This window comes from Calditrichia bacterium, from assembly GCA_020634975.1.
Taxonomy (GTDB): Bacteria; Calditrichota; Calditrichia; order RBG-13-44-9; family J075; genus JACKAQ01.
The window spans coordinates 259,922-284,398 of sequence record JACKAQ010000002.1 but is presented as its reverse complement, the minus strand read 5'-3'; the positions used below and the strand labels follow the sequence as shown (position 1 = coordinate 284,398).

The following is a 24,477-nucleotide window of genomic DNA, read 5'->3' as shown; positions in this document are numbered from 1 at the left end:
CCCAAAATTGCGATTATTTCAATCCCAATTTCCCTTGCAACCGTTTGTGTCGGTGCTTTAATTTGGGCAGAAATTTGAGCATCGCCGATTTGGGATCGAGTTGCCGGATCAATTCCAGATATTGAATACCGCGCTCGGTTATTTCCGATGCGCCGGCAAAATCTTTGTCTTCGTGCTCATAAAATTTTGCCAGCGTTTCGATCACCTCCGGGTTGAGCACCTGTTTTTCCAGCAAATCCTCCAATTGCAGCTTGGCGCGGACCGAATCGCCCGATTTTTTGAATGCCAGCGACAGCATAAATCCCGCAGTGGCATACGCATCTTTGGCGAGTTTTGCAGAGCCGGACAACAGATTTTCCAACAATCGGATTGCCTCTGCAAACGATTGATTTTTCATGAGATACATCGCGAAAGAAAATTGATCCTGCGGATGCTGCAAATGCATTTCCGGCGCTTCGCAGATGGCGGCCATGTGCATCGCCAACATCATCATATTGGCGATATCGTGATAATTATGCTCCAGCACATCGCGAATCATGTATGCATCGCGTTTGCGGATAAATTCAAAATAAATATGCGGCACCATTTCGCCGGGAACATCGCCGATGCGGGTTTTGCCGAGAATGTGCTGCTCCAGCGACTGCAGATCACAAGCCGGCAGCCGTCGCCGCCAGATTCGCCGGGCAGCGTGCAGCAAATCCACATGAAAGCAATCGTCCATCACCGTTTCCATCCGGTTGAGAATGTAGCGGCTGCGCAACAACGGCAGGTCAAACGATTTTCCATTGAATGAAACCGTAAATCCGCTGGCGAGCAACGCCTGATCGAGGTGTTTGAGCATCAGCCATTCGTGCACGAAATCCGGCAGCAAATATTGCCGGACAACAAGGTGATCCAGTTCAACGTGCCCGATCCCGATCAAAAACGGATAAGTGCCGGTTCCGCCGGCGAGACCGGTTGTTTCGGTATCGATAAATAATGCGTTGCGGAGGTTAATTTGGTCGTCAGGTAAGTCTGCGGGAAAATCTGCGCTGATTTTTCGCAGCTGCGGAACGCGAAAACCCTGCGAATACAGCGTTTCATAATACGGCTCATCGAACAGCGGGCAAACGGTTTCCTTCATTAAAATAAACGAACGTGACTCCTGCAATACCGACATTTGCAGCTCTTGCTGGAGATCGCTCACCCAGTCTGCCACAACCGGTTGCGGTTCCGGCGTTGCGGCATCGCCTGCCAGTCTGTTTAATCGGTCACGAATACTCATCGCGAGAATTTACGCGAAGCATATCGCAAAAAAAAGGGAATATTCCGGGATTATTTTTGCTCCGGCGAAAGTCCGTATTTCTCAATTTTGCGATCCAATCGCGGACGCGAAATCCCCAAAATTTGCGAAGATCGGCGTTTATTCCAATTGTTCAACCGGAGCACGGCATCGATCAAATGTTTTTCGCCTTCCTGCAAACTCATGCCCTTTGGAGGAATTTCGATGCTTTCGACGCCGACAGATCCGTTGCGATTGGGAAATGATCGCCCGAAAAGCACATCCTGCAGCATTTCTGCGGTGATTATCCGCCGGTCAGATAGCAACGTCAGTCGTTCGGTCACATAGCGCAGCTCGCGGATATTTCCCGGCCAGGGATAGCGTTCCAGCATTTTTTGGGCTTCTGCGGAAAATTCCCGAACCGGGCTGTCGCATTCGGCGGCAAATCGTTGCAAAAAATGTTCAGCCAGAACCAGCATATCATTTTCGCGCTCTTTTAGCGGCGGCAAAAAAATGTTGGCGACGTTCAGCCGGTAATACAATTCGCTCAAAAAATGACCGCTTTTTAATTCGTCAGATAAATTTTGGGAAGTGGTGGCAATAATTCGTGCATTCAACGGAATATCGTCTGTTCCGTCAATTCGTCGGAAGCGCTGCTGCTCAAGAACCTTGAGCAATTTCCCTGAATGGGAACGCTGAATTTGCCAATTTCTTCGATAAACAATGTGCCGTTTTCGGCGCTTTCCAGCAATCCTCTGTAGCTGTTTTCCTTTGATGTTGCTTCGATGCCAAAAGTAATTTTTCAACATCTTCCGATGCGAATTCACTGCAGCGACATTCCACAAACGGCCGGAATTCCCGGAAACTGTGGGTGTGCAATGCCCGCGCCAGCATCTCTTTCCCGGTGCCCGGTTCGCCGGAAATCATTACGTAGCGCCATTTTCGACTCATTATCCGGGCTGTTAAATCTTTAACAGCGGCAATCGCAGCGCTATCGCCGACGATTGCCGCAAACAACTCGGATCGGTGACGGACCGGGTTGGGGGTTTCATTCATAACCGGGTTTCCGCGCTTTTGCAACCGGGGATCGCGTTCAGCTACTGCGGTAGAAGTATGAGGAATTCGCATCGTTTGTGCTCCCGTTTTTTGATTACATTTTCAGAGGTGCGATAAACTGATTTCCCGATTTTTGTGGTTTCTGCCGATTTATTTTGAATGGAAAAAGCTGTATTGTTCAAATGATAATTATCAAAAACCGCAATTTTCATGATCGCCAAACAAAGCGTCACAATTAACAGAACATATGAAATCACATGAAAACGGCACAAATTTCTCACCGTTTACGTAATAATGTTTATTTCGTTATTTAGACCGGGTTCACTCAAATGAGTGGTTAGGTTTTGTCGTCAAATGAAAATTTATTTAACTAAATATGTGTTTGATTATTTTTGATTGGTGTCAGTAATGTCCGGTTAGGAATTTGCATATGAGTTAAAATTTGTCGTGATTTATCTACCCTAAATTATTCGTATATATTTAACCACTGGTATTTCACGACATGCCCAAACATTTTTATCCGAATTCACGGCGATTTGATACGCCATCGTTTGCTGAATTGTTAAAGCCGTTGCAAGCAATTTTAATGACGGTATCACCCTTTAAATCTCGCGGGAATAAACCATTGGAAGTTACTTTTGAGCATATGTTGAAATCTCTCATCTTTTTTCATCTGGAAGAACATACTTCCGGGCGGCATCTGCTTCAAATTTTGCAAGAAGACGCGTTTGCCCGAAGTGAGATTGCGCCGCCTGATGGAATGAAGAATAGCACTTTCTTCGAAATTCTTAATAACCGGGGATTGGAACAGTTCCTATCGGTTTATCAGGCGCTGCAGCAACAAGCCAGTCACATGATTCCCAAAGATTTTAAAGAACTGGGCGATCTGGTGGCCATTGACGGCTCTTTAATTGATGCGGTTTTATCTATGACCTGGGCTGACTATCGGGATGGTGCCAAAAAAGCCAAGGTGCATTTGGGGTTTGATGTCAATCGCGCTATCCCCAGCAAGATCTTTTTGACCAATGGCAAAGCCGATGAACGCCCCTTTGTGGACTCAATTCTTCAACCAGGACAAACAGCGGTTATGGATCGCTATTACCAGCATCATCAGAATTTTGATCGCTGGCAAACCGAGGGCAAACAGTTTGTCTGTCGCATTAAAGCCAATACGCGTAAAGTCATTATTAACAATAACCAACCCCAATCTGACAGCATTGTTTTCTTTGATGCAATGGTATTGCTGGGATCTGAATATCTAAACCAAACAGAACGACCGATTCGACTCATTGGCTACCGGGTCAAAGGCAAAATATATTGGATCGCCACCAATCGCTATGATCTGTCGGCAGAGCAAGTTGCTGAAATTTACCGCCTGAGATGGCGCATAGAAGATTTCTTTAAATGGTGGAAACAACATCTCAAAGTTTATCATCTCATCTCCAGAAGCTATCACGGTCTGATGATTCAGATCCTTGCCGGGTTGATTACCTATCTACTCCTTGCAATTTATTGTCATAACCAATATAATGAAAAAAAGTCTCTATCAAACGTGTTCGCCAGCTACGTATTCAAATTCAAAATGAAATCAGAAATGCTAACTTCCTTGGTGGAAGAAGCCCGACATCTGAGTCTATACATGAATCAAAACCATATGCAAAAATTAACCGGACATCACTGGATTGGTGTAGAACGAATACTCTTTTGTTTGTCAATTAATTGCATTAATGGCGCAAAAATTATACTACAACCCAGCCTAAACTTTATTCAAACCGCTAAACCGGAGCGTTATTTTGTCAATCGCGATAGTGGAATTGCGGGCGAAAAACCGTATATTTCACGCAATAGAACAGTGCTTTTTTTCAAACAAAACGAATCCAGGAGGCTATAAAATGGACATAAATCAGGAAATTTTGCGTCGTTGCCAGAGCCATTTTGATGATGTTGTGGCAATCCGCCGCGATATCCACCGTCATCCGGAAACCGGGTTTGATGTCGAGCGAACCGCCGCGATTGCATCGGATGCGTTAAAACACCTCGGGTTCGAGGTTCGTGAAAATATCGGGCGAACCGGCGTGGTTAGCGATTTGAACATTCCCGGCGCCAAACGGCGCATCGCCCTGCGGGCAGATATGGACGCACTGCCGATGCAGGAATTGGGCAATCCCGAATACAAATCTATCGTCGATGGAAAAGCGCATATGTGCGGGCATGATTCGCATACGGCAATGCTGATCGGCGCGGCGCGGGTTATTTCCGAAATGCGCGACCGGCTGAAAGCCAATGTGCGATTTATTTTTCAGCCAAATGAAGAAAACCTGCCCGGCGGCGCTCCGGCGATGATCCGAGATGGCGCACTCGATGGCGTGGACGAAATTTTCGGGCTGCATGTGTGGCCGCAACTGCCAACCGGAAACATCGGCATTTGCAGCGGTCCGGCACTCGGTCAGCCGGATGTGTTCGAAATTATTATCAACGGCGTTGGCGGACATGCTGCGTTGCCCAATGAAACGGTGGACCCGATTTTGATCGGCGCGCAATTTATCAGCAATCTGCAATCGATTGTTGCCCGGAATATAGATCCGTTGCGATCTGCGGTAATTTCCGTTACCAAATTTCACTCGGGCGAAACGCACAACGTCATTCCGCAAACTGCCGAAATCACCGGAACAGTGCGCACTTTCGAAAAAGATATTCAGCGAATGATCCGCAATAAATTAAAAAACATGCTGGCAGGGCTGTGTTCCGCGCACGGTGCGTCATTTCAATTCGATTACACCGAAGGCTATCCGGTCACGTTTAATCATGCGGTTTCTGTCGAAAAAGCGCTAGCTGCTGCCAAACATGTGGTCGGTGAAGAAAAGCTGCAATTTCCAATTACGCCGGTGCTCGGCGGCGAAGATTTTGCCTATTATTCTCAGGAAATTCCCGGCTGCTTTATCTTTTTGGGCATCCGCAATCCGGAAAAAAATATCGTTTACATGTGCCACGATCCCCGTTTTGACATCGACGAAGACGCAATGTCTCTCGGAATGGCTTTGCACGCAACCCTCGCGCTTTCGTTTGAATAGCTCACGGTTCGCAATGTAGAGGCAATTCATGAATTGCCTCTACATTGCATGAATTGCCTCTACTGTTGTATTTCATTTATTGGAAAAACATCAGGTTTTAGCACATTTCCCTGCATCTTTTTTGCGGATGTCCCGTAAAGTAGAATAATTGAGAAAAATTAATATCTGCGTTGTTTTTCTAACTTATGCAATCAAATAACTTCGATAGAGATATTGCCATAAAAAAATGAGGAATGTATGATGAAAAAAGGGACTGTAAGTATCATTTGTGTGTTGCTGATTGCCGGACTGGTTGGCAGTATTTACGCCGCCGGACCCAAAAAAGGCAAAAACAGAACCATCATTCTCAAAAATGGCCGGATAATTTCTGTCCCGCGAACCACATTTGATTTCGATTTCAGCGAATTCGAAGACGAAATGCGCGAAGCCCAAAAAGAGATGGCAGAAGCGCAACGGGAAGTCGCGGAGGCGCAAAGGGAGTTGGCTGAAGTGCAAATCGACATTCCGGAAATCAGTGTCAAAATCCCTGAGATTGATATTCCCGATATCAATGTTCATGTGCCGCATTTTAGAATGGACCTGCACGACATCCCCGATATCCCCGAAATTAATGTTAAAATTCCCGAAATTAAGATTGACGGTTACACCTTTACCCAAAATCTGGATCGCGACGAACGCGAACGGCTGGATAAATATCGCGAGCTGGCCAGAAAATCGAACGACAAAGCAGTTGCCCAACTCGGCGATGCGTTGAAAAAAGAATCGCATCCGGCGCTGCGATACAAATTGGTGCTGTATCTCGGTAAATTTGCTGATGATTCAGACGCGGCAATTGATATTCTCGAAGATGTAATGCGCAACGATGACAGTTTGCGCATCCGCAAAAAAGCAGGCGATATTCTTGCCGATAGCGACAATCCCCGCGCCAAACGCATTATGGAACGCCTTTCAATTGACTAACATCCAGTCCGACAAAAAATGACATTTGACGGCAGAATTGATCAATCCGTAGGGAAAATTCATGAATTTTCCCTACTACGATGAATTTTCCCTACACCATGAATTTCCCCCCACCAAAAAAATCATTCATGAAATTTCCCCTCCACCGAATGCAAAATTTATTTGCGATTGCGCTTTTCCGGTTTTCCCGATAAGTTCTTTGCAAAAAATGGCAGAAATATTATGAAAATCAGCGGTTTTACAATGGTGCGCAACGGTGAGAAGATGGGTTATCCGTTCACGGAATCCATTCGCTCGGCGCTGCCGATTTGCGATGAATATATTGTTGTGATCGGGAAATCCGATGACGATACGCGGGAACAGGTTGCGGCAATCGGTTCGGATAAAATCCGCATCATCGATACAGTTTGGGATGAAAAATTACGCATTGGCGGACGGATTCTGGCACAGCAAACCAACGTCGCGCTCGATGAAATCAGCGGTGATTGGGGCGTTTATCTGCAAGCCGACGAAGTGATTCACGAAAAAGATTACGATGCGATTGTCCGGGAAATGGAGCTGTGCCAAAACGATCCCAAAATTGAGGGATTGCTGTTCGATTACAACCATTTTTGGGGATACAAACACGTTTGCGTCACCCGGCGAACCTATCGCCGGGAAATCCGGGTGATTCGCAATTTGAAAAATATTCGCTCATACAAAGATGCGCAGGGATTCCGCAAATATCCCTCAATTGAGGCATATGAAAACGGGCATCCGGGATTCAAATTGCAGGTGAAACACATCAAACCGAAAATTTACGCCTATAGCCGCGTCCGTAATCCGAAGCTGGAACTTGAGAAGCAAAAAATGCTCGATCAATGGTGGCATCCCGACGATAAAATTGCGGAAAAATATAAAGACAAAGCCGAATTCAATTACGAGCAGGTGGACAAAGTTGTTGAATTTGACCAAAAAGATCACCCGCAAACCATGCAAAAACGCGCGGCGGAATGCGATTGGGAATTCAAATTCAAACGCCCGAATTTCACGGCGAAAAATCGCGTGCTGCACACCATTGAAGAACTGACCGGCTGGCGAATTGGTGAATACCGCAATTACAAAATTGTTGAAAAATCAAAGTAAATATGAACACAATTAAATTGGAGAAAATCATGAGAAAATTCGAATACAAAATAATTGACACACAGGATGTTAAATCAGCTGGGCTTTTTAAAGGACGGAAAAGAGAAGATCTTGAAGTTTACCTGACCGAACTTGGCGCACAGGGTTGGGAACTGGTCAATGCCGATTTTCGTGAACTGGAATCCAGACTTGAATTTTCCGGCATAATGAAACGGGAAATTGTTGATTAGAAATCTAAACTAAAATTTTGATTTTACCGCAATAACCAAACCGGCAGATAAACGACCAGACAAAGCACCGCAATCAACGCTTCGCAGGCCAGCAAATACCACGGCCACGGACCGAGATAATCGAGCAGCGAAGGTTTGTTCGGCTTTCGCAAAATGTAGAAATAATTAGAGCCGATCAGCAGATTTACGATGAGAATCAACACTGCGTAAATGTGCAGATAAGCAATGGATTTCCAGATACTTATCCAATCCGGATACAACCCGAATACCGTTGTCGAATAAATGATGTAAACCACCAGTCCACTGTGAACCGTAAAATATTTGAAAAAGGTATACGTTGGAAATCCATCTTCCACATTTGGCGTGATGATCGCCTGCAACGTGCCCACCAGCACCCAAAAATATAGAATTTCATTCACCGACTGGGTTGGCTGCCACATCGCAACGGGCAAAAACAACGCGATGATATTGCAGATATCCAGCGGCAAATCGTTTTTGTAATCGAACCGTTTCAGCCCTAGCCGGACAAACGTCCAAACGATAATTGTGCCGGAGAGATACATCGCCATCAGCCGGTTCAGCCACACTTGTTGCGCCAGACTCAGCCAATTTATCGCAATCAGCGGCAGCAAAATGGTTAACGAAAATGTCACCAGCAATACCCATTTGTGGTGTCTGTCGTAACTTCTGAATTCGGAATTGTGGGTCAGCACGCGTTTTGTCATTTATCACACCGGTAACTTTTCTGGTTCGGGAGAATCCAATCAACGGCGCAAAATATATCAATTTTTGTCGAATTATCCTCGCCAAAATTGTCGAATGAATTCAAAAAAAGGCAAAAAATCACTGCGAATCCCCTAAATATAACGCATTTTTTGTTGGCACCTTTTTGGCACTATGCACAGGCCTAAAGTTGAATTTTGCTTGATTAGCACTGCCGATGTTCGGATATTGACAGCGATAAAAACAGAAATAGAACCCGATACGAAATGACAACCGCGATACGCCATGAAAATTAATCTACGCCAACTCACCATTGCCAGCCTGTTTTTTCTGTTGTTGAACAGCTGCAGCATCCAGAAAATTGCGCTGAATACCACCAGCGGTTTGTTCGAATACGGCATCGAAGCGTTGTATGCGGAGCCCGATTTGCAAATTGCCGAAACGGCGATCACCGCCAATCTCAAACTGATTGAAGGATTTCACCGCGCCGATCCCAAAAACAAAACCATTTTGGAAATGCTCACCCAGGGCTATTCCGGTTTGGCGCTGGCATTTTTGGAAGATAGTGCGCCGGATCGCGCCAGCCGCATTTATTTGCGCGCCCGCGATTATGGATTATTGCGGCTGCAACAAACCAAAGCGTTCAAAAATGGCATTCCGGTTAAAGAATCGGATTTTGTCGCACGGCTGCCGATGTTGGAAAAAAAAGACCTCCCTACCCTTTTTTGGACGGCGTTTGCCTGGGCAGGGTGGGTAAATTTAAATCGCAACGACCCGCAGGCAGTGTTCGATCTGAGTAAAGTAAAAGCGATGATGACCCGGGTGCTGGAACTCGACGAAACTTTCTTTTTTGGTTCTGCGCACCTCTTTTGGGGCAGCACACTCGGCTCCATTCCACCGATGCTCGGCGGCAGCCCGGAAAAAGCAAAAGAACATTTTGAGAAAGCATTGGCGATTTCAGACGGCAAATTTTTGATCACCAAAGTGTATTACGCCCAATTTTATGCAACAACCACATTAGATGAAGAACTGTTTGACCGGATGCTCAGCGAAGTGCTTGAAGCACCGGAAGATGTGTTGCCGGGATATGAATTGCTGACGGCAGTCGCCAAACGAAAAGCAGCAGATTTGCAATCCCGCAAAGATGATATTTTGTAAATTTCAGGAGAAGAAATAAATGCGTAAATTATTGTTTGTTATATTTTTATCGATTTTCACCCAATTGGTTTTTGCCCAAAAAATCAAATTCGCAACGGTTGCGCCGGAAGGGTCAACTTATCTGACAGTCCTCCGCGAATACGCTGCAGAAGTTGAAAAATTGACCGGCGGCGAAGTTTCGTTCAAAATTTACCCGAGCCAGATTCAGGGCGATGAAAAAGATGTGCTCCGCAAAATGAAATTCGGGCAGTTGCAGAGCGCCGGATTCACCGGTGTCGGGCTTGGCGAAATCGTGCCAGAACTGCGCATTATGGAATTGCCGATGATGTATCGCAGCTACGAAGAAGTGGATTATATCAAATCGTTGCTGTACGAAGATTTCCAGAAGAAATTTGAAGACGCCGGCTTCGTGATTCTCGGCTGGGCGGATGTCGGTTTTGCGTATGTGTATTCGCAAAAAGCGATCACTTCGCTGGCGGATTTGCGCGGCACAAAAATGTGGATGTGGGAAGGCGATCCGGTTGCCGAAGCCACGTTTTCCGCGCTCAAAGTGAGCGCCATTCCGCTCTCGCTGACCGATGTGCTCACTTCGCTGCAAACCAATTTAATCGAAGCTGTTTATGTCCCACCGCTGCCCTGTGTTTCGCTGCAATGGCATACGCGCATCAAAACGATGATGGATGTGCCGCTGGCAAACGTGACCGGCGCAGTGCTGATCACAAAAAAAATGTTTGACAAACTGTCGCCGGAACATCAAAAAATTTTGCTGGAAAAAGGTCGCGAACACATGACCCGACTGGTCCAACTGGGCAGACAGGATAACCAGAAAGCCATCGATTTGATGGTTCAAAACGGTGTCGAAATTGTGAAAGTGCCGGAAGCAAATTTGAAAGAATTTTATACCGCTTCCAAAGCTGCCGGGGAATCGCTGGTTGGCAAATTGTATTCGCAAGAATTGCTCGATCGGGTTCAAAATGCGTTGAATGATTTTCGCGCCGGAAAAGCGGCGAAATAAGGATAAAGGATAATTGATAAAGGATAAAGTGGAGAACAGCTAAAAGCCAAAGGCTAAAAGCCAAATGCGAACATGAAAAAAATCCTTTCGACAATTGATAAATCGCTGGCGGCGGTGGAAAACAGCATCATTATTGGGCTGGTTACCGTGATGGTGCTGCTGGCATTCTGGCAGGTATTTATGCGCAATGCGTTCGAGTCCGGCATTTTGTGGGGCGATATTTTTCTGCGCCATCTGGTGTTGTGGGTCGGATTTGTCGGTGCATCGCTGGCAACCCGCGATGAAAAGCACATCAGCATCGACGCGCTCAGCCGCATCGCATCGCCGAAAATTTTACCCTATATTCGCATCGTAACCGACATTGCAACGATGATTGTTTGCATTATTCTGGCAAATGCCGGATGGAAATTCGTTCAATACGAAAAAGAAGCAGAATCTGTTTTGTTCCAAACCGACTGGTTTGGCGAAGTGCATTCGTGGACGTTGCAAATTATTATTCCTGTTGGATTTGCGTTAATCGCATTTCGCTTTTTCCTGAAAATTCTGGAACGTCTGACCGGCAACGCACCCGCACCATCCGCACAACCGAAAGCCTGATCGAAAACTGAAAGCAACTGAATAAATGACCACCATTCTCATTGGACTCGCACTCATTTTGCTGGCGCTCTACGGCACGCCGCTGTTTGCGATTATCAGTTCCATCGCGCTGATCGCATTTTATTTTGCCGATATCGACACCACTGTGGTCATCATCGAATTGTATCGCCTTGCCAGCCAACCGGTGCTGCTGGCGATTCCGCTGTTCACATTTGCGGGCTATTTGCTGGCGGAAAGCAAAGCACCCACCCGTTTAGTCAATTTTGCGCGGGCGATGTTCGGCTGGTTTCCCGGCGGCATTTCCATTGTCGCACTGATTACCTGCGCCGTTTTTACGGCACTCACCGGCGCATCGGGCGTCACAATTATTGCATTGGGTGGCTTGCTTTATCCAATTCTTCTCGAAGAAAAATATGACGAAAAATTTTCGCTGGGATTGCTGACAACCTCCGGCAGCCTCGGATTGCTGTTTCCGCCGAGCCTACCTATTATTGTATACGGGATGATCAGCGAAGTGAGCATCGACAAACTCTTTTTAGCGGGATTGATTCCCGGGATTTTGCTCATCGTCATTCTTTCCATTTACAACGTTTACAAGGTTCGCGGATTGCATCTGGCAATACAACCGTTTCACTTTGGCACCCTGATCAAAACGATCCGCGAAGCAGCGTGGGAATTGCCGCTGCCAATCCTCATTTTGGGCAGCATTTATGGCGGCTACATCACGCCGACGGAAGCGGCGGCGGTCACGGCGTTTTATGTGCTAATCGTGGAAGTGTTCATTTACAAAGACATTTCCATCAAAACCGGGTTGCCGAAAGTGATGCGCGACAGCATGGTCCTGGTTGGCGGCATTTTGGTGATTTTAGGCGCAGCGCTCGGCATGGCGAATTATATGATCGATGCCGAAATTCCCATGAAAATTCTGGAATTTGTGCGCCAATTTATCGACAGCAAATGGGCGTTTTTGATCGCGTTGAACATTTTTCTGCTGATTGTCGGGGCATTGATGGATATTTTTTCCGCGATTCTGGTGGTTGTTCCGCTGATAATTCCCATCGCCACCAGTTACGGCGTCGATCCGGTTCACCTCGGGATTATTTTTCTCACCAATCTGGAAATCGGATACAGCACGCCGCCGGTGGGCATCAATTTATTCATTTCCAGCTTCCGATTCGAAAAACCGGTGGTGAAGCTGTATGCGGCATCGCTGCCGTTCATCGCCATTTTGCTGTTCGCGCTGATGATCATCACTTACGTTCCGGAACTCAGCCTTTGGCTGGTGGAGGCATTTGCCGGCAACCGCTGAGTTTACGCACGAACGGCTTGTAACATCCCACTTCCTTTTGTATATTTCTCCGCAAAATTTTACCATTTCAGGAACGGTTCCACCTGTTCCCTGCTTTTTTGAGATGAACGATAAACCAACTGTTTTCCAATGAAATATAAGATTCGCGAAGCCACCGAAATTGATATCCCATCGATCATGAAATTGGTGGAAGGTTTGGCAATTTACGAAAAATTGGAGCACGAGATGGTCGCCACAGCCGATGATTTCGCGAAATTTGGCTTTGGCGAAAATCGCTATTTTCATGCATTGCTCGCTGCGGACGAATCGGGCGAAGATGTGGGTTTCGCGCTGTATTTTTTCACATTTTCCACATTTTTGGCAAAACCGACCCTGTTTTTGGAAGATTTGTTTGTGATGCCCGATCATCGCGGCAACGGGATTGGCATTGCGCTGTTGAGCGAATTGGCAAAAATCGCGATCGAAAAAGACTGTGGTCGAATGGAGTGGTCGGTGCTGGACTGGAATGAACCGTCCATCGAATTTTATAAAAATCTCGGCGCTAGACCGATGGACGACTGGACAAATTTTCGCATGTTACCTCCCGAAATCCAACAATTAGCTACATTGAAAAAGGATAACGGGTAAAGGATAAAGGATAAATATTTTATTCAAATTTCCATTTTTCATTTTTCAATAATCAATATCTCTCGCCGGAGTTAAGTGCAGCATGCATCAGGAATTAGACATCTTACGAAATCAGCTCGCGGAGTTTTTTCGCACACCGGAATTTTCCATCTCGCCGATTCCCGGCGGCGCTTCGGCGCGATTGTACTACAAAATCGTTTTTCGCGAAAAATCCTATTTCCCCTCCCCCACTGTGTTGCTGATGCAGGTGCCCGATCCCGATTCCCGGCTGCTGCACGATCACGTAAACATCAATTATTATTTCAAACGGATGGGCATTCCAACACCGCGCATTTACGAGGTAAACCTCGCCCGCCAATGGGTGTTTGTTCACTTTGAAACAGCCCCAACCGTCGAGCAGTATCTGCACACCAATCCGCAGGACATTAAATCTGTGGTCACCGGAATGGTGAAATTTATCAGCCGGATGCAAAAAAAATGTCGTCACGAAACCCACTGTCCCGCATTTCATCGCCGTTTTGACGATGCGAAATATCAGTTCGAGTTCGATTTCCACGTTGCCGAACAGTTGCTGCGATTCTATTTTCAGATGGAATATGCGCCCGAAGTGCTGCGCGATTTCGCCCGGGAAATTTGCACCGTTTTGGATATCAACGAAAATATTTTTGTTCACCGCGATTTTCAGAGCAGCAACGTGTTTATCACCAAAACCGAAAAGCCGTTCGAATACAGTGTCATCGATTTTCAGGATGCCCGATACGGCACACCGGTTTACGACCTCGTTTCCTGTTTGTGGGATTCCTATATTCCAATATCGCAAGACTTACGAGAAAAACTGGTCAAACAGTTTTACGAAACGCTCGGCGATGTTTCCATCGATTGGAGCTGGGACGTTTACCAAAAGATGGTCGATTACTCGATCATCCAGCGCAAACTGCACGATGCCGGCGCGTTTGCCTACAACTACCGCCGTTTTGCCAGCCGGCGTTATGTCGGTTACGTAACCGAAGCTATCACCATGGCGCTGGCAGTGATGCGCAAGTATCCCCACTTCTCCGACGCCGTTAAACTGTTCGAAAAGTGCAAATGATTTTTTGCCACTAAAGACACGCAGTTAGTATAGGCAATACATGAATTGCCTATACTAACTGCGACGATCAAAATCTACGATTTCTGCGAATTATAAATTTCACCTTTGATATTTCCCGCAAACGCTTCAAATTCAATAGATTCAACCAATTTGGTAACAATTATTTATGAAGAATATCTTCACTCACACCAAAAAATATATTTTTCGCGGACTGATTGCGCTGATTCCCGTAGTGCTCACATTTGTGATCATCCAATTTTTGTATGTTGCGATCGATCAACGGGTAATGAATTTAGTAGAAGACTGGCTGGGATTCAGCGTGCCGGGGCTCGGCTTCCTGATTTTGGCTGGCGTATTGTACATCGCCGGGCTGATAACCAGCAACGTGATTGGCAACCGGATCATCCGAATTATCGAAACAATCACTGAAAAAATCCCGATTATCGGCACGATTTACAACATCGGGAAGCAGCTTTCCACCACATTTTCGCTGCCGGAAAAACAGGTGTTCAAACGCGCGGTGCTGGTGGAATTTTTGCGGGAAGATGTCTGGACGATCGGATTTGTCACCGGAACACTGTTCGACAAAACCAGAAACCAGACCTTGCTGAAAGTGTATGTGCCCACGCCGCCAAACCCGACATCCGGTTTCATTCTGTTTTTGCGGGAAGACCAGGTTCGCGATCCCGGCTGGAGCATCGACGCAGCGCTAAAACTTACTGTATCCGGCGGTATTTTGGGACCTGACACAATTCGGGATGTAAAGAGTGAAAAGGATAAAGGATAAAGGATAAAGGATAAATTTAAGAAAATCATGTAATTGGGTGGAAACAAAACCAACAATAAAAAACCGGCAATTATTCAATAGAAACTAATCAATAAATCATGGCTCAGGCAAAAAAATTCGGCACATTTAGCGGCGTGTTCACACCGTCGATTCTCACGATTCTCGGCGTGATTATGTATATGCGCCTCCCGTGGATCGTTGGCAACGCGGGTATGTGGAGCACCATCGGCATTGTGCTGGTGGCGCACATCATTTCGATCACCACCGGATTGAGCGTTTCCTCCATCGCTACGGACAAAAAAGTGAAAGCTGGCGGCACGTATTACATGATTTCCCGCAGCCTCGGTTTGCCGATTGGCGGCACACTCGGATTGGCGCTGGCTGTTGGTCTGGCATTTAGCGTGAGCCTGTATCTCATCGGTTTTTCGGAAAGTTTTCTGGGCTATTGGGAATTTGAAATTACCAAAAATAACATCCGGATTGCCGGATCGATTGCGCTGCTGCTGGTCACAATCGTCACGTTTATTAGCACGGAACTGGCGCTGAAAAGCCAGTTTTTCATTCTCGGGGCGATAATTTTATCACTGTTTTCGATATTTTTGGGCAGTCACGATCTGTCTCCAGCACAACCGCTGATCAATTCCATTCCCGATGCTGCACCGTGGATGCTCATGTTCGGCATTTTTTTTCCGGCGGTAACCGGTTTTGAGGCGGGTGTTTCCATGTCCGGTGATTTGGAGGACCCCAAAAAGTCGATTCCTTCCGGTTCGATTGCCGCAATCGCGGTCGGGCTGGTGGTTTACATCGGGTTGACGATCTATTTTGCATTCACTGTTTCATCGGATGATTTGATCAACAATCCCAAAGTATTGCTGGAAATCGCGTTTTGGCCGCCGGCGGTGATTGCGGGTATTTGGTGCGCTACTATTTCTTCGGCGTTGGGCAGCATTTTGTCCTCACCGCGAATTTTGCAGGCTGCGGCGGCGGATCGCATCGCCCCGAAATTTTTTGCAAAAGGGCACGGCAAATCCAACGAGCCGCGCAACGCTTTGTTGATGACGTTTGTGATCGCGGAAGCAGGTATTCTCGTTGGCGAATTGGACATCATCGCACGGGTGGTGTCGATGTTTTTTATCACCACTTACGGTTTTTTGAACATGAGCTGTGCGCTGGAAAATTGGGCGAGCACTGATTTTCGACCGGAATTTCGCATTCCAGCGTGGGTGAGCATCATCGGTTCCCTGGCATGCTTTATCGTTATGATTTTATTGGACTTCCCGGCGATGGTTGGCGCAACAGTTGTGCTCGGCGGACTCTTTTTGTATCTCAAAAGAAAAGAATTAACGCTGGAATCCGGCGATACCTGGGAAGGCGTGTGGTCGTCCGTGGTGCGCAGCGGTCTGCAGCGACTGTCGCAAACTGTGCAGCATCAACGGAACTGGCGACCAAACATCATTTTATTTAGCGGCGGCAACGAAACGCGACCGCATTTGGTGCAATTTGGCGAGTGGCTGGTTCGCAAGCGCGGCATTCTTTCCAATTTCGAATTGATTGAAAACGCCGGGGCAACATCGGCGATCGCCAAAACAAAAGATACGGAGCCCGAACCGGACGCACATATTCCGGGCATTTTTTCCCGGACTCTGCAATGCCGGAATATTTACGAAGGCATGGAAGCGGTGACGCAAATTTACGGTTTTTCCGGCATCGATCCCAACACGGTGATGCTCGGTTGGGCGCGAAACAGCCGCGATCCGCTGCGATTTGCCCATCTCATTCGCCAATTCAGCGAATTGGACAACAATATATTAATGCTCGATTACGACGCCGAACGCGGTTTCGGCAGCAAAAAAACCATCGATTTGTGGTGGCGTGGCGGCAGCAACAACGCCACGCTGGCGTTGAATATGCTCAAATTTTTGCGTACATCCGAAGACTGGGAAAACGCCCAAACCCGTATATTGACGGTTGTTGATAACAGCGCGTTGGTGGCGCGGGTGCAAAAAAACCTCAATCGTATTCTCGATGACGAACGGATCGAAGCGGAAGTAAAAATCATCAATAACGCGGTAGAAAAACGCCCGTTTGTCGAGATTGTGAAACGCGAATCCGGCGAAGCAGATTTGTCGATGATCGGGCTTCCGCCGATTACCGATCAAAATGCGGCATCATTTATCGAACAAACAGACAGCATCATTTCGGAGCTTGGCTCCGTGTTGTTAATTGGCGCATCTTCTTATTTTGAAACACTTTACGTTGGCATCGAAACTGAAAAAAGCACCGCTGCACCGCAGGAAGTGGCCGGAGAATGGCCGGCGTTGCTCGAACAATTACCGGCACTGAACCTGCCGGAAAAGTTCCGGCACAGCGAAGCTTCGCACGAGACGGTGCGCAAAACCGTGGTTTCGATGACGGAAGATTCCCAATCAACACTGCACGATTTTTACAGCCAAACGTTGCTGGAATTGCAGTCCGGCAGCACGCAACTGGTCGAACAATTACAAAACCTCACCGAACGCAGTTTCGATATCCTCAAAAAGCAACTGCCCCAACTCGGCACTGCCCGTTACCAAAAATTGCTCTCCCGGGTGCAAACGGATGTCTATTTTCACACCCGGCAAGCGGTGCAAAATTACCGGGAGCAGAACGTTCCTACACAAAAGGATGTGCTCAACACCGGACTCGACCAATTGCTGAAACGAATGGACGAGCTGGCGCAAACATTACCCGACAACTTTGCTGTATTTTATGAAATTGATCAACTTCAACCGCAACCGCAGGATCATTTATCGCTACGCTGGTTCAAATTTCGCAAACGATTGAAATACCGCTTTGGCAAATCTCCGATCTCGGTGCAGCTGGATTTACGAAAATTGTGGCAATTTCAAATCGCGACGCAATTCAATAATATGTTGCAGCAGCAGTTTTCTGCATTTGGGGTTGAACATTACGAGCTGATTTCGGCAGTTACCAAATGGTTCAATCACATGCGCGATTCGCTCGGTGATATTCAGCAACATGCCAAAAACAATGATATATCCACAGATTTTATCGATTCGGAACATCAAAAATTGGGTAACCAACTGGTGGATATTAACCGGGAAATGGCGAACAGCAACGCGCAAATCATGTTGCAATTATTGCGCTCAACGGCTGAAATGCGGCAATCGACCATCGAAACCGCCTTCCGTTTGGAAAGCCCACGCTCACTCAATCATTCGCTGGAAATCCCTAAAAATGCGCAGGAAATCCGCGGAAATTTAAACGCGATTCCCGAAACGTGGTCGCAAAATATGGCGCTGGTTTGCAATTTTGCAGTAATGGAATTGCAACTTGCGGCACTCCAAAACCGGCTGGGCGTGGTTACCCAAAAATTCCGCGAGCAACTCAGTCTGAAGATGGAAAATACGGCATTGGATCAGTTACAGTCCGTTGCCGATGGATTGGAAAGCCTGTCAACTGCCGGTGAAAACGGCGACACCAAAAATATGGCGAAGCTGGCGGCAAGCGAATTTGGCAGTTTCGGCACTGCTGAAATGCTCAACGAGTTGCGAAAAGATGTGCAGGAAGCCGTGCAGGATTTGCCGGAAAATGTGGATATTATTTCCGAAACATCGTTTCAGCAAATCGAAACACAACAATTTGATGGGCTGGAAGTAGTGTCTGTTTCGTTGCGGCGATTGGCGGGTTATCTCGTCGAAACAAGGCTGTTTGCGCCGATCGAAAAGCAGCTCGAAAAACTACCCTCAACCCTGCGGGAATCGCAAAATGTGAGCAGCGAGGTAGTCCGGCTGGTGAGTTTCAGTCTGTCTGAAATGGAAGCTGTGCCGGAATTTGAGCAGGAAATTGGTGAGACAGTTACACCGCTGCAAAATATTATTCAATCCGGATTGCGGCGAATCAGTCAGGAAAAAGAATCGCTGATGCAGTTTTCGCAATCGCTGATGGATTTTATCGATCAGCAGCGCAACGCAACGTTCGAAAAATTGAATCCGTATATCGCCGTCCGCGACGCCGGAAAAATCGGGCAGTATATTCGTGCAGAGGAAAGTCGCAAAGTCCTTTCCGGCGTTGACGAAGGGAAACAGCGTGTTAAAAATATTATAAACAATATGTTAGTTCGATTGCTTTATCGCAGGAGCGAAGGCGTTTTGCTCGCACGAAAGTTGTGGGAAACCGGAGAGCAATACAGCGCCGCACCGGTCGAGCGGCTCCTTTCTTTGGTTGAATCGGTTTCGCCGCAACCGGAAATTCTGGAAAATTTACCGCTATTTTATCGCCAATTGTTTCTCGCCAAACAGGCGATCGGCAATGAATTTTGGGTCGGGCGACAAAAAGCGCTGGCACAAGCCAGCCAAATTTTGAAACGATATCAGTCCGGATTCAGCGGTGCAATGCTGATTTTGGGCGAGCGAAACAGCGGCAAAACTGCACTTTGCCGGGCGATTGTCGCCAATCATTTCGACCGGAAATCAGTGTTTCAAATATTTGCACCGGATGCTGGCAGTTGCGATCCGGCTGTATTTTTGCGGACGCTTCAGGAATCCACTCACATCAACGAAACCACGCCGGAGCGTGTTTTAGAAGCGTTGCCGCCGGATAGTGCGATTATTATTAACGATCTGGAATTGTGGTGGGAACGCGGCGCGAACGGGTTTGCAGTAATCGATGAACTGTTGCGGTTGATTAACCGGTTTTCAAATGAGTGCCTTTTTATCGTAAACGCAAATACGCACAGCTACAAATTTATCAACCGGTTGAAAACAATTGACGAATCGTTTATCGGCGTCATTTTTTGCGAGCCGTTTGATGCGGAAGATTTGCAAAACGCTATTTTGCTGCGCCATCAATCCACCGGTTTGGAATTTATTTACGACGGCGAAATTGAAAGCGACATTTCCCGGCTGAAAATGGCGCGGCTGTTTAACGCGTATTTTGATTTTTCCACCGGGAATATTGGTTCGGCGTTGCTGGCGTGGATCAGCCACATCGAAAAAGCAGGCAAAGATCGCCTGACCATCCGGATGCCCGATCATCCCGGCATCGACCGAATGAACAATCTGAAAGCTGAATGGGCGATCTGGCTGACGCAGTTTGTGCTCCACAAACATCTCTCGAATGAGCGATTGCAACGGCTATTCCGCAGCAGCCACGATGAAGTTTCTGCGATGTTGCGCACGTTGCAACGCACCGGTTTGCTTATCGAAAATCACGGCACTTGGGAAATCAATCCGCATGTGGAGCCGTTTGTTGTTGAGAAATTGCAAGAGATGGAGCTACTATGAATCCGGCTGTAAGTTTCGAAATATCGCAATTTTCGATTTTCCAAATGCTCATTATCGGCACCGCATTATTTGTTGTATTGCGCATTTTACGCAGAATGATTCGCCGCCTGTCGGTCGGCAGACCGGCACAAACACTGCTTAAACGGTTTTGGCCGCTCGCCGAAACCATCGTTTGGGTTGCGTTTTCACTAACATCACTCGCTGTCATTTTTGATGACCGGGTGTTTTACACAGGCGCTGTTTTGTTGGTAATTGTTGCCATTTCCGGCTGGTTTTTCTGGTTTGTATTGCGTGACTGGATGGCTGGCGTTATCCTGAAGATCCGCAATGTGCTGCATCTTAACCAGCCGTTGCAGATTGGCGACATCAGCGGAACAGTGCTGCGGCTCGGCGATTTATCGCTGCACCTTCAGCAGGAAAACGGTGCCATCGCAGAAATCCCGTATGCCGCGGTTGCCGGGAATATTTTGCGAACCAACAACCCAGACGCCGGCGGCTCCGTTCACAAATTTGTGGTCGATGTGCCGCAATTTTCTTCGACGGAAACAGCGCAGCAATGGCTGCGAAATGCCATTTTGCAATCGCCGTGGTGGCCACCGCAAAGTGAACCGAAGTTCAAAATCATTGCGGAAAACCGGGATCTTTTTCAGATCGAAGTGCAACTTGTATCGCTCGATGCCCGGTTTGTTCAATCGGTTCAGCGGGATGTTCTGCAGCAAATTAATATGTTGCACCAACCGGAATAATCGGAAAAAATCTGTTCATTTAATCGTATTTTTCGCTTTGTAACCCACCCAAAATGGCCTAAATTTTGGTCAAAATTAACCGTATGTTTAACGATACTCATACTTCCGGAGGTTGGAAATGAGGATTGATAAAATTGCCGAACTATTGGGCAGCGAAGCAGATTATTTCTTAAATCACCAATCAAAAACAATTGATAAATCACATCTGCACTTGCCGGGGCCGGATTTTGTGTCGCAGGTTTGGGAAAGCAGCGATCGCCCTGTTTCCGTATTGCGTAACATGCAAACTTTGTTCAGCCATGGCCGGATGGGCGGAACAGGTTTTCTTTCCATTTTACCGGTCGATCAAGGAATTGAACACTCTGCGGGTGCATCCTTTGCACCGAACCCGATCTATTTTGATCCCGAAAACATTGTGAAACTGGCCATCGAAGGCGGTTGTAATGCTGTCGCTTCAACGCTGGGTGTGTTGGGCTCGGTTGCCCGCAAGTATGCCCACAAAATTCCGTTCATTATGAAGCTGAATCACAACGAATTGATGAGCTACCCGAATACTTTTGATCAAATTATGTTCGCGAATATCAACCAGGCATTCGAAATGGGCTGCGTTGCTGTAGGTGCAACCATCTATTTTGGTTCGGAAGAAAGCCATCGCCAGATTATCGAAGTTTCCGAAGCGTTTAATCACGCGCATGAGTTAGGTTTGGTCACGATTTTATGGGCGTACACCCGGAATCCCGAGTTCAAACAGGACAAAGATTACCACGTTTCTGCAGACCTGACCGGACAAGCGAATCATTTGGCAGCAACCATTCAGGCAGACATCGTGAAACAAAAACAGCCGGAAAATAACGGCGGTTACAATGCGCTCAAAGGCTTCGGGAAAACGCACCCGAAAGTTTACAGCGAACTGACCAGCGAGCACCCGATCGACTTGTGCCGCTATCAGGTTGCCAACTGCTACATGGGTCGGGCCGGCTTGATTAACTCCGGTGGTGCATCCGGTAAGAACGATCTGGCACAAGCTGTAAAAACCGCTGTGATCAACAAACGCGCCGGTGGGATGGGTTTGATTTCCGGACGGAAAGCTTTCCAGAAACCGATGAAAGAAGGTGTTGAATTGTTGAACGCTATTCAGGATATTTACATCAGCAAAGAAGTGACAATTGCTTAATTTACAGCAATTTAACTAACTATATTTAAAGGCTGTTCATTTCGGTGAACAGCCTTTTTTTATCAGGGCAACTCTTCCAAAACAGCGGTCACATCCATGCTTTTTAGTGCGTCAACAGCAAATTCCCATGCGCCTTCCTGACACATGCCGCTCATTTTGGCAAAGGTGTACGATTCAATTGCAGTGCGTAAGCACTCCGCTTTAATCGCCTCAGCAATGCGGCGTTCCTTTTGCTCACCGGTAATCTGCTTCGCAGATTTTTTACCGCCGGCTGCCGCAACGATATCGCATTCCGTGCAATCGATCTCCATTCCGATAACTTTTACCCGCTCCCCTTCAGATAATATCCAGTTGCGATTTTGCCATGGCGGATTATGCCGCAAGTGCCGGGTATGACCGCAGCTCAAATCCGCTACCCAATCGCCAACCTGGTCTGTGTGAAACCCAACTATTTTTTGTATCATTATTATCTCCAATCGTCAACCGTGAAAAATAATGGATAACAGCCAAAATGCAAATCAAAAACCGGTTACCCGTTAATAAACTCTCTATTTTCGAACGAATACAACCAAAAATCACAAAAAAGTGATATTCTGTTGAACACTTCGTTAAAACATAATCCAGAACACATATTATATTTCAGCGTAGAAATTAAGAAATGAATAAAGGAGACGTCAACACATGAAATCACTATTTTTTGCAACCATATTGGCTTGTGGATTGATTTTGCCCGGGCTGTTTTTTGCCTGTAACGGAAACGAATCCATGAGTGAAGCGAACTCACGCAATGTCGCGGATAATCAATTATCTGATAACGAAAATTACGAAAAAGCAACATTTGCAGGCGGTTGTTTTTGGTGCATGGAAGCTCCGTTTGAAAAAATTGTCGGTGTAAAATCCGTAATTTCTGGATATGCGGGTGGTGAAAAACCAAACCCGAGTTACGATGAAGTTTCCTCCGGACAGACAAAATATCGCGAATCGGTGCAGATAACTTTCGATCCGGAACAGATATCATACGAGAAATTGCTCAGCATTTATTGGATGCAATTTGATCCAACCGATGCCGGCGGTTCATTTTATGATCGCGGGCACCAATACACATCAGCCGTATTTTATCATGATGCAAAACAAAAGGAATTGGCAGAAAAATCGAAAACGGAACTGGCTGCATCAAATCGGTTCGACAAGCCAATAGTTACGCCAATCATCGAGTTCACCAATTTTTATCCGGCAGAGGATTATCACCAAGATTATTACAAAAAAAATCCCGGGCATTACCAGCGTTATCGCAAAGGTTCCGGTCGCGATGCATTTATAAAAAAACATTGGGGTGATAAAAAAATGAGTTCGAATAGCAAATATAGCAAACCATCCGATGACGTTTTGCGGGAAAAACTCACCAAACTTCAATATTATGTGACGCAGGAGGATGGCACAGAACCATCGTTCAATAATGAATATTGGGACAATAAAAAAGAAGGTATTTACGTAGATGTGGTTTCCGGTGAGCCGTTGTTCAGCTCAACCGATAAATACAAATCCGGCACCGGTTGGCCCAGCTTTGTGCGCCCGATTGATCCTGAATTTATCATCGAGAAAACAGATTTTAAACTGCTTTATCCCCGAACCGAAGTTCGCAGCAAATACGGCAATTCCCATTTGGGGCACGTTTTCGAAGATGGTCCTGAACCCACCGGATTGCGATATTGCATCAATTCTGCGGCATTGCGATTCATCCCGAAAGAAGAATTAGCAAGCCAGGGTTATGGCGAGTATCTAAAATTGTTCGAAAAAATAAATTAATAAACAGTTGTTTTTGCTGATTTTGCCGGATGGCAAGTTGTGCTCACAGCTTGTCATCCCGGTATGCCCTTCCCCACTCTCTCAAATGTTCGATAACCGGAATTGTTGTAAATCCTTTTTCCGTTAGAGAATACTCTACTTTGGGTGGCACTACCTCAAATACTTTCCGAAAAACAAGTTCGTCCCGCTCCAACTCGCGAAGTTGTTCAGTTAGCATTTTATGGGTAATCTTTCCCAAATTGCGTTTTAATTCACCATATCGCCATGGCTTGTCTTTCAACCGCCAAATTATTGGCATCTTCCATTTACCGCCGATTACATCCAGCGCCAATTCTACCGGGTTGTTGTAGCTCTTATCCTTGAATTCAAATTGTGGCATCCAACATTCTCACTAACTTTTTAGATAGTATCATACTTTAAAGTGCATACTTGACATTTTTTTGCATACACCTAAATT

At 46.5% G+C, this 24,477-nt stretch carries 22 protein-coding genes; 16 read left to right on the top strand and 6 right to left on the bottom strand.

All coding sequences use genetic code 11. The features are described from left to right. Positions 1–13: 13 nt before the first annotated feature. From H6629_15505 to H6629_15495, 3 genes are read right to left on the bottom strand one after another with little or no spacing between them, the layout of a single operon-like run. Complete coding sequence (locus tag H6629_15505) at positions 14–1,264, bottom strand: ribonuclease H-like domain-containing protein (GenBank protein MCB9069202.1); 1,251 nt, start codon at positions 1,262–1,264, stop codon at positions 14–16. A 50-nt stretch (positions 1,265–1,314) separates the two neighbouring features. After that, positions 1,315–1,938, bottom strand: coding sequence for a sigma-54-dependent Fis family transcriptional regulator (locus H6629_15500; protein ID MCB9069201.1), 624 nt, complete (start codon positions 1,936–1,938; stop codon positions 1,315–1,317). Further along, complete coding sequence (locus H6629_15495) at positions 1,922–2,389, bottom strand: sigma 54-interacting transcriptional regulator (protein ID MCB9069200.1); 468 nt, start codon at positions 2,387–2,389, stop codon at positions 1,922–1,924. The genes H6629_15500 and H6629_15495 overlap by 17 nt, the downstream gene beginning before the upstream one ends. Positions 2,390–2,819: 430 nt before the next feature. Here H6629_15495 and H6629_15490 point away from each other — a divergent pair, with 430 nt between their 5' ends. The 5 genes from H6629_15490 (at position 2,820) to H6629_15470 (ending at position 7,703) form a co-directional block, all read left to right on the top strand. Further along, positions 2,820–4,208, top strand: a complete 1,389-nt coding sequence (locus H6629_15490; protein MCB9069199.1) for an IS4 family transposase — start codon at positions 2,820–2,822, stop codon at positions 4,206–4,208. A gap of 1 nt (position 4,209) precedes the next feature. Beyond that, positions 4,210–5,388: an amidohydrolase gene (locus H6629_15485; GenBank protein ID MCB9069198.1), complete on the top strand. Its 1,179-nt coding sequence runs from the start codon at positions 4,210–4,212 to the stop codon at positions 5,386–5,388. A 240-nt stretch (positions 5,389–5,628) separates the two neighbouring features. Next, a complete protein-coding gene (locus tag H6629_15480; GenBank protein ID MCB9069197.1) occupies positions 5,629–6,348 on the top strand; it encodes a HEAT repeat domain-containing protein in 720 nt (239 codons plus the stop codon). Between the two features lie 222 nt (positions 6,349–6,570). Continuing rightward, positions 6,571–7,473: a glycosyltransferase family 2 protein gene (locus H6629_15475; GenBank protein MCB9069196.1), complete on the top strand. Its 903-nt coding sequence runs from the start codon at positions 6,571–6,573 to the stop codon at positions 7,471–7,473. A gap of 29 nt (positions 7,474–7,502) precedes the next feature. Then, positions 7,503–7,703, top strand: coding sequence for a DUF4177 domain-containing protein (locus H6629_15470; GenBank protein ID MCB9069195.1), 201 nt, complete (start codon positions 7,503–7,505; stop codon positions 7,701–7,703). Positions 7,704–7,726: 23 nt separating this feature from the next. Here the strand turns inward: H6629_15470 and H6629_15465 are convergent, their stop codons facing one another. Beyond that, positions 7,727–8,428: a TIGR02206 family membrane protein gene (locus H6629_15465; protein MCB9069194.1), complete on the bottom strand. Its 702-nt coding sequence runs from the start codon at positions 8,426–8,428 to the stop codon at positions 7,727–7,729. A 283-nt stretch (positions 8,429–8,711) separates the two neighbouring features. On the opposite strand from H6629_15465, the gene H6629_15460 reads away from it, so the two are divergent. The 10 genes from H6629_15460 to H6629_15415 all read left to right on the top strand — a co-directional run bounded on the left by H6629_15460 (position 8,712) and on the right by H6629_15415 (position 22,214). Beyond that, positions 8,712–9,584 (top strand): hypothetical protein, encoded by an 873-nt coding sequence (locus H6629_15460; protein ID MCB9069193.1) that lies wholly within the window; start codon positions 8,712–8,714, stop codon positions 9,582–9,584. 19 nt (positions 9,585–9,603) lie between these two features. Then, complete coding sequence (gene dctP / locus H6629_15455) at positions 9,604–10,599, top strand: TRAP transporter substrate-binding protein DctP (GenBank protein ID MCB9069192.1); 996 nt, start codon at positions 9,604–9,606, stop codon at positions 10,597–10,599. 72 nt (positions 10,600–10,671) lie between these two features. Next, the gene (locus H6629_15450) at positions 10,672–11,196 is read left to right on the top strand and encodes a TRAP transporter small permease (protein ID MCB9069191.1); all 525 of its coding nucleotides are present in this window, start codon (positions 10,672–10,674) and stop codon (positions 11,194–11,196) included. A 25-nt stretch (positions 11,197–11,221) separates the two neighbouring features. After that, the gene (locus H6629_15445) at positions 11,222–12,505 is read left to right on the top strand and encodes a TRAP transporter large permease subunit (protein ID MCB9069190.1); all 1,284 of its coding nucleotides are present in this window, start codon (positions 11,222–11,224) and stop codon (positions 12,503–12,505) included. A 129-nt stretch (positions 12,506–12,634) separates the two neighbouring features. Next, positions 12,635–13,132: a GNAT family N-acetyltransferase gene (locus tag H6629_15440; protein MCB9069189.1), complete on the top strand. Its 498-nt coding sequence runs from the start codon at positions 12,635–12,637 to the stop codon at positions 13,130–13,132. A gap of 82 nt (positions 13,133–13,214) precedes the next feature. Then, entirely contained in the window at positions 13,215–14,222 is a 1,008-nt protein-coding gene (locus H6629_15435) for a phosphotransferase (GenBank protein MCB9069188.1), read from the top strand. Positions 14,223–14,388: 166 nt separating this feature from the next. Beyond that, on the top strand, positions 14,389–15,009 hold the full coding sequence (locus H6629_15430; GenBank protein ID MCB9069187.1) for a DUF502 domain-containing protein: 621 nt from the start codon (positions 14,389–14,391) through the stop codon (positions 15,007–15,009). A 98-nt stretch (positions 15,010–15,107) separates the two neighbouring features. Continuing rightward, positions 15,108–20,294, top strand: a complete 5,187-nt coding sequence (locus tag H6629_15425) for an amino acid permease (GenBank protein ID MCB9069186.1) — start codon at positions 15,108–15,110, stop codon at positions 20,292–20,294. Next, positions 20,291–21,040, top strand: a complete 750-nt coding sequence (locus H6629_15420; protein MCB9069185.1) for a mechanosensitive ion channel — start codon at positions 20,291–20,293, stop codon at positions 21,038–21,040. Before H6629_15425 ends, H6629_15420 begins: the two co-directional genes overlap by 4 nt. 118 nt (positions 21,041–21,158) lie before the next feature. Further along, the gene (locus tag H6629_15415; GenBank protein ID MCB9069184.1) at positions 21,159–22,214 is read left to right on the top strand and encodes a class I fructose-bisphosphate aldolase; all 1,056 of its coding nucleotides are present in this window, start codon (positions 21,159–21,161) and stop codon (positions 22,212–22,214) included. A gap of 62 nt (positions 22,215–22,276) precedes the next feature. Here the strand turns inward: H6629_15415 and H6629_15410 are convergent, their stop codons facing one another. After that, on the bottom strand, positions 22,277–22,678 hold the full coding sequence (locus H6629_15410; GenBank protein ID MCB9069183.1) for a DUF3565 domain-containing protein: 402 nt from the start codon (positions 22,676–22,678) through the stop codon (positions 22,277–22,279). A 217-nt stretch (positions 22,679–22,895) separates the two neighbouring features. Here H6629_15410 and msrB point away from each other — a divergent pair, with 217 nt between their 5' ends. Next, on the top strand, positions 22,896–24,020 hold the full coding sequence (gene msrB, locus H6629_15405; GenBank protein ID MCB9069182.1) for a peptide-methionine (R)-S-oxide reductase MsrB: 1,125 nt from the start codon (positions 22,896–22,898) through the stop codon (positions 24,018–24,020). Positions 24,021–24,063: 43 nt separating this feature from the next. Here msrB and H6629_15400 read toward each other — a convergent pair whose 3' ends face one another. Further along, positions 24,064–24,399, bottom strand: a complete 336-nt coding sequence (locus H6629_15400; GenBank protein MCB9069181.1) for a helix-turn-helix transcriptional regulator — start codon at positions 24,397–24,399, stop codon at positions 24,064–24,066. Positions 24,400–24,477: the final 78 nt, after the last annotated feature.

Coding starts and splice junctions, on each gene's coding strand:
- H6629_15490 (MCB9069199.1), top strand. CDS start 2,820: ATGCCCAAACATTTTTATCCGAATTCACGGCGATTTGATACGCCATCG.
- H6629_15505 (MCB9069202.1), bottom strand. CDS start 1,264: ATGAGTATTCGTGACCGATTAAACAGACTGGCAGGCGATGCCGCAACG.
- H6629_15415 (MCB9069184.1), top strand. CDS start 21,159: ATGAGGATTGATAAAATTGCCGAACTATTGGGCAGCGAAGCAGATTAT.
- H6629_15435 (MCB9069188.1), top strand. CDS start 13,215: ATGCATCAGGAATTAGACATCTTACGAAATCAGCTCGCGGAGTTTTTT.
- dctP (MCB9069192.1), top strand. CDS start 9,604: ATGCGTAAATTATTGTTTGTTATATTTTTATCGATTTTCACCCAATTG.
- H6629_15400 (MCB9069181.1), bottom strand. CDS start 24,399: ATGCCACAATTTGAATTCAAGGATAAGAGCTACAACAACCCGGTAGAA.
- H6629_15465 (MCB9069194.1), bottom strand. CDS start 8,428: ATGACAAAACGCGTGCTGACCCACAATTCCGAATTCAGAAGTTACGAC.
- H6629_15460 (MCB9069193.1), top strand. CDS start 8,712: ATGAAAATTAATCTACGCCAACTCACCATTGCCAGCCTGTTTTTTCTG.
- H6629_15495 (MCB9069200.1), bottom strand. CDS start 2,389: ATGCGAATTCCTCATACTTCTACCGCAGTAGCTGAACGCGATCCCCGG.
- H6629_15440 (MCB9069189.1), top strand. CDS start 12,635: ATGAAATATAAGATTCGCGAAGCCACCGAAATTGATATCCCATCGATC.
- msrB (MCB9069182.1), top strand. CDS start 22,896: ATGAAATCACTATTTTTTGCAACCATATTGGCTTGTGGATTGATTTTG.
- H6629_15410 (MCB9069183.1), bottom strand. CDS start 22,678: ATGATACAAAAAATAGTTGGGTTTCACACAGACCAGGTTGGCGATTGG.
- H6629_15485 (MCB9069198.1), top strand. CDS start 4,210: ATGGACATAAATCAGGAAATTTTGCGTCGTTGCCAGAGCCATTTTGAT.
- H6629_15430 (MCB9069187.1), top strand. CDS start 14,389: ATGAAGAATATCTTCACTCACACCAAAAAATATATTTTTCGCGGACTG.
- H6629_15475 (MCB9069196.1), top strand. CDS start 6,571: ATGAAAATCAGCGGTTTTACAATGGTGCGCAACGGTGAGAAGATGGGT.
- H6629_15470 (MCB9069195.1), top strand. CDS start 7,503: ATGAGAAAATTCGAATACAAAATAATTGACACACAGGATGTTAAATCA.
- H6629_15425 (MCB9069186.1), top strand. CDS start 15,108: ATGGCTCAGGCAAAAAAATTCGGCACATTTAGCGGCGTGTTCACACCG.
- H6629_15445 (MCB9069190.1), top strand. CDS start 11,222: ATGACCACCATTCTCATTGGACTCGCACTCATTTTGCTGGCGCTCTAC.
- H6629_15480 (MCB9069197.1), top strand. CDS start 5,629: ATGAAAAAAGGGACTGTAAGTATCATTTGTGTGTTGCTGATTGCCGGA.
- H6629_15420 (MCB9069185.1), top strand. CDS start 20,291: ATGAATCCGGCTGTAAGTTTCGAAATATCGCAATTTTCGATTTTCCAA.
- H6629_15450 (MCB9069191.1), top strand. CDS start 10,672: ATGAAAAAAATCCTTTCGACAATTGATAAATCGCTGGCGGCGGTGGAA.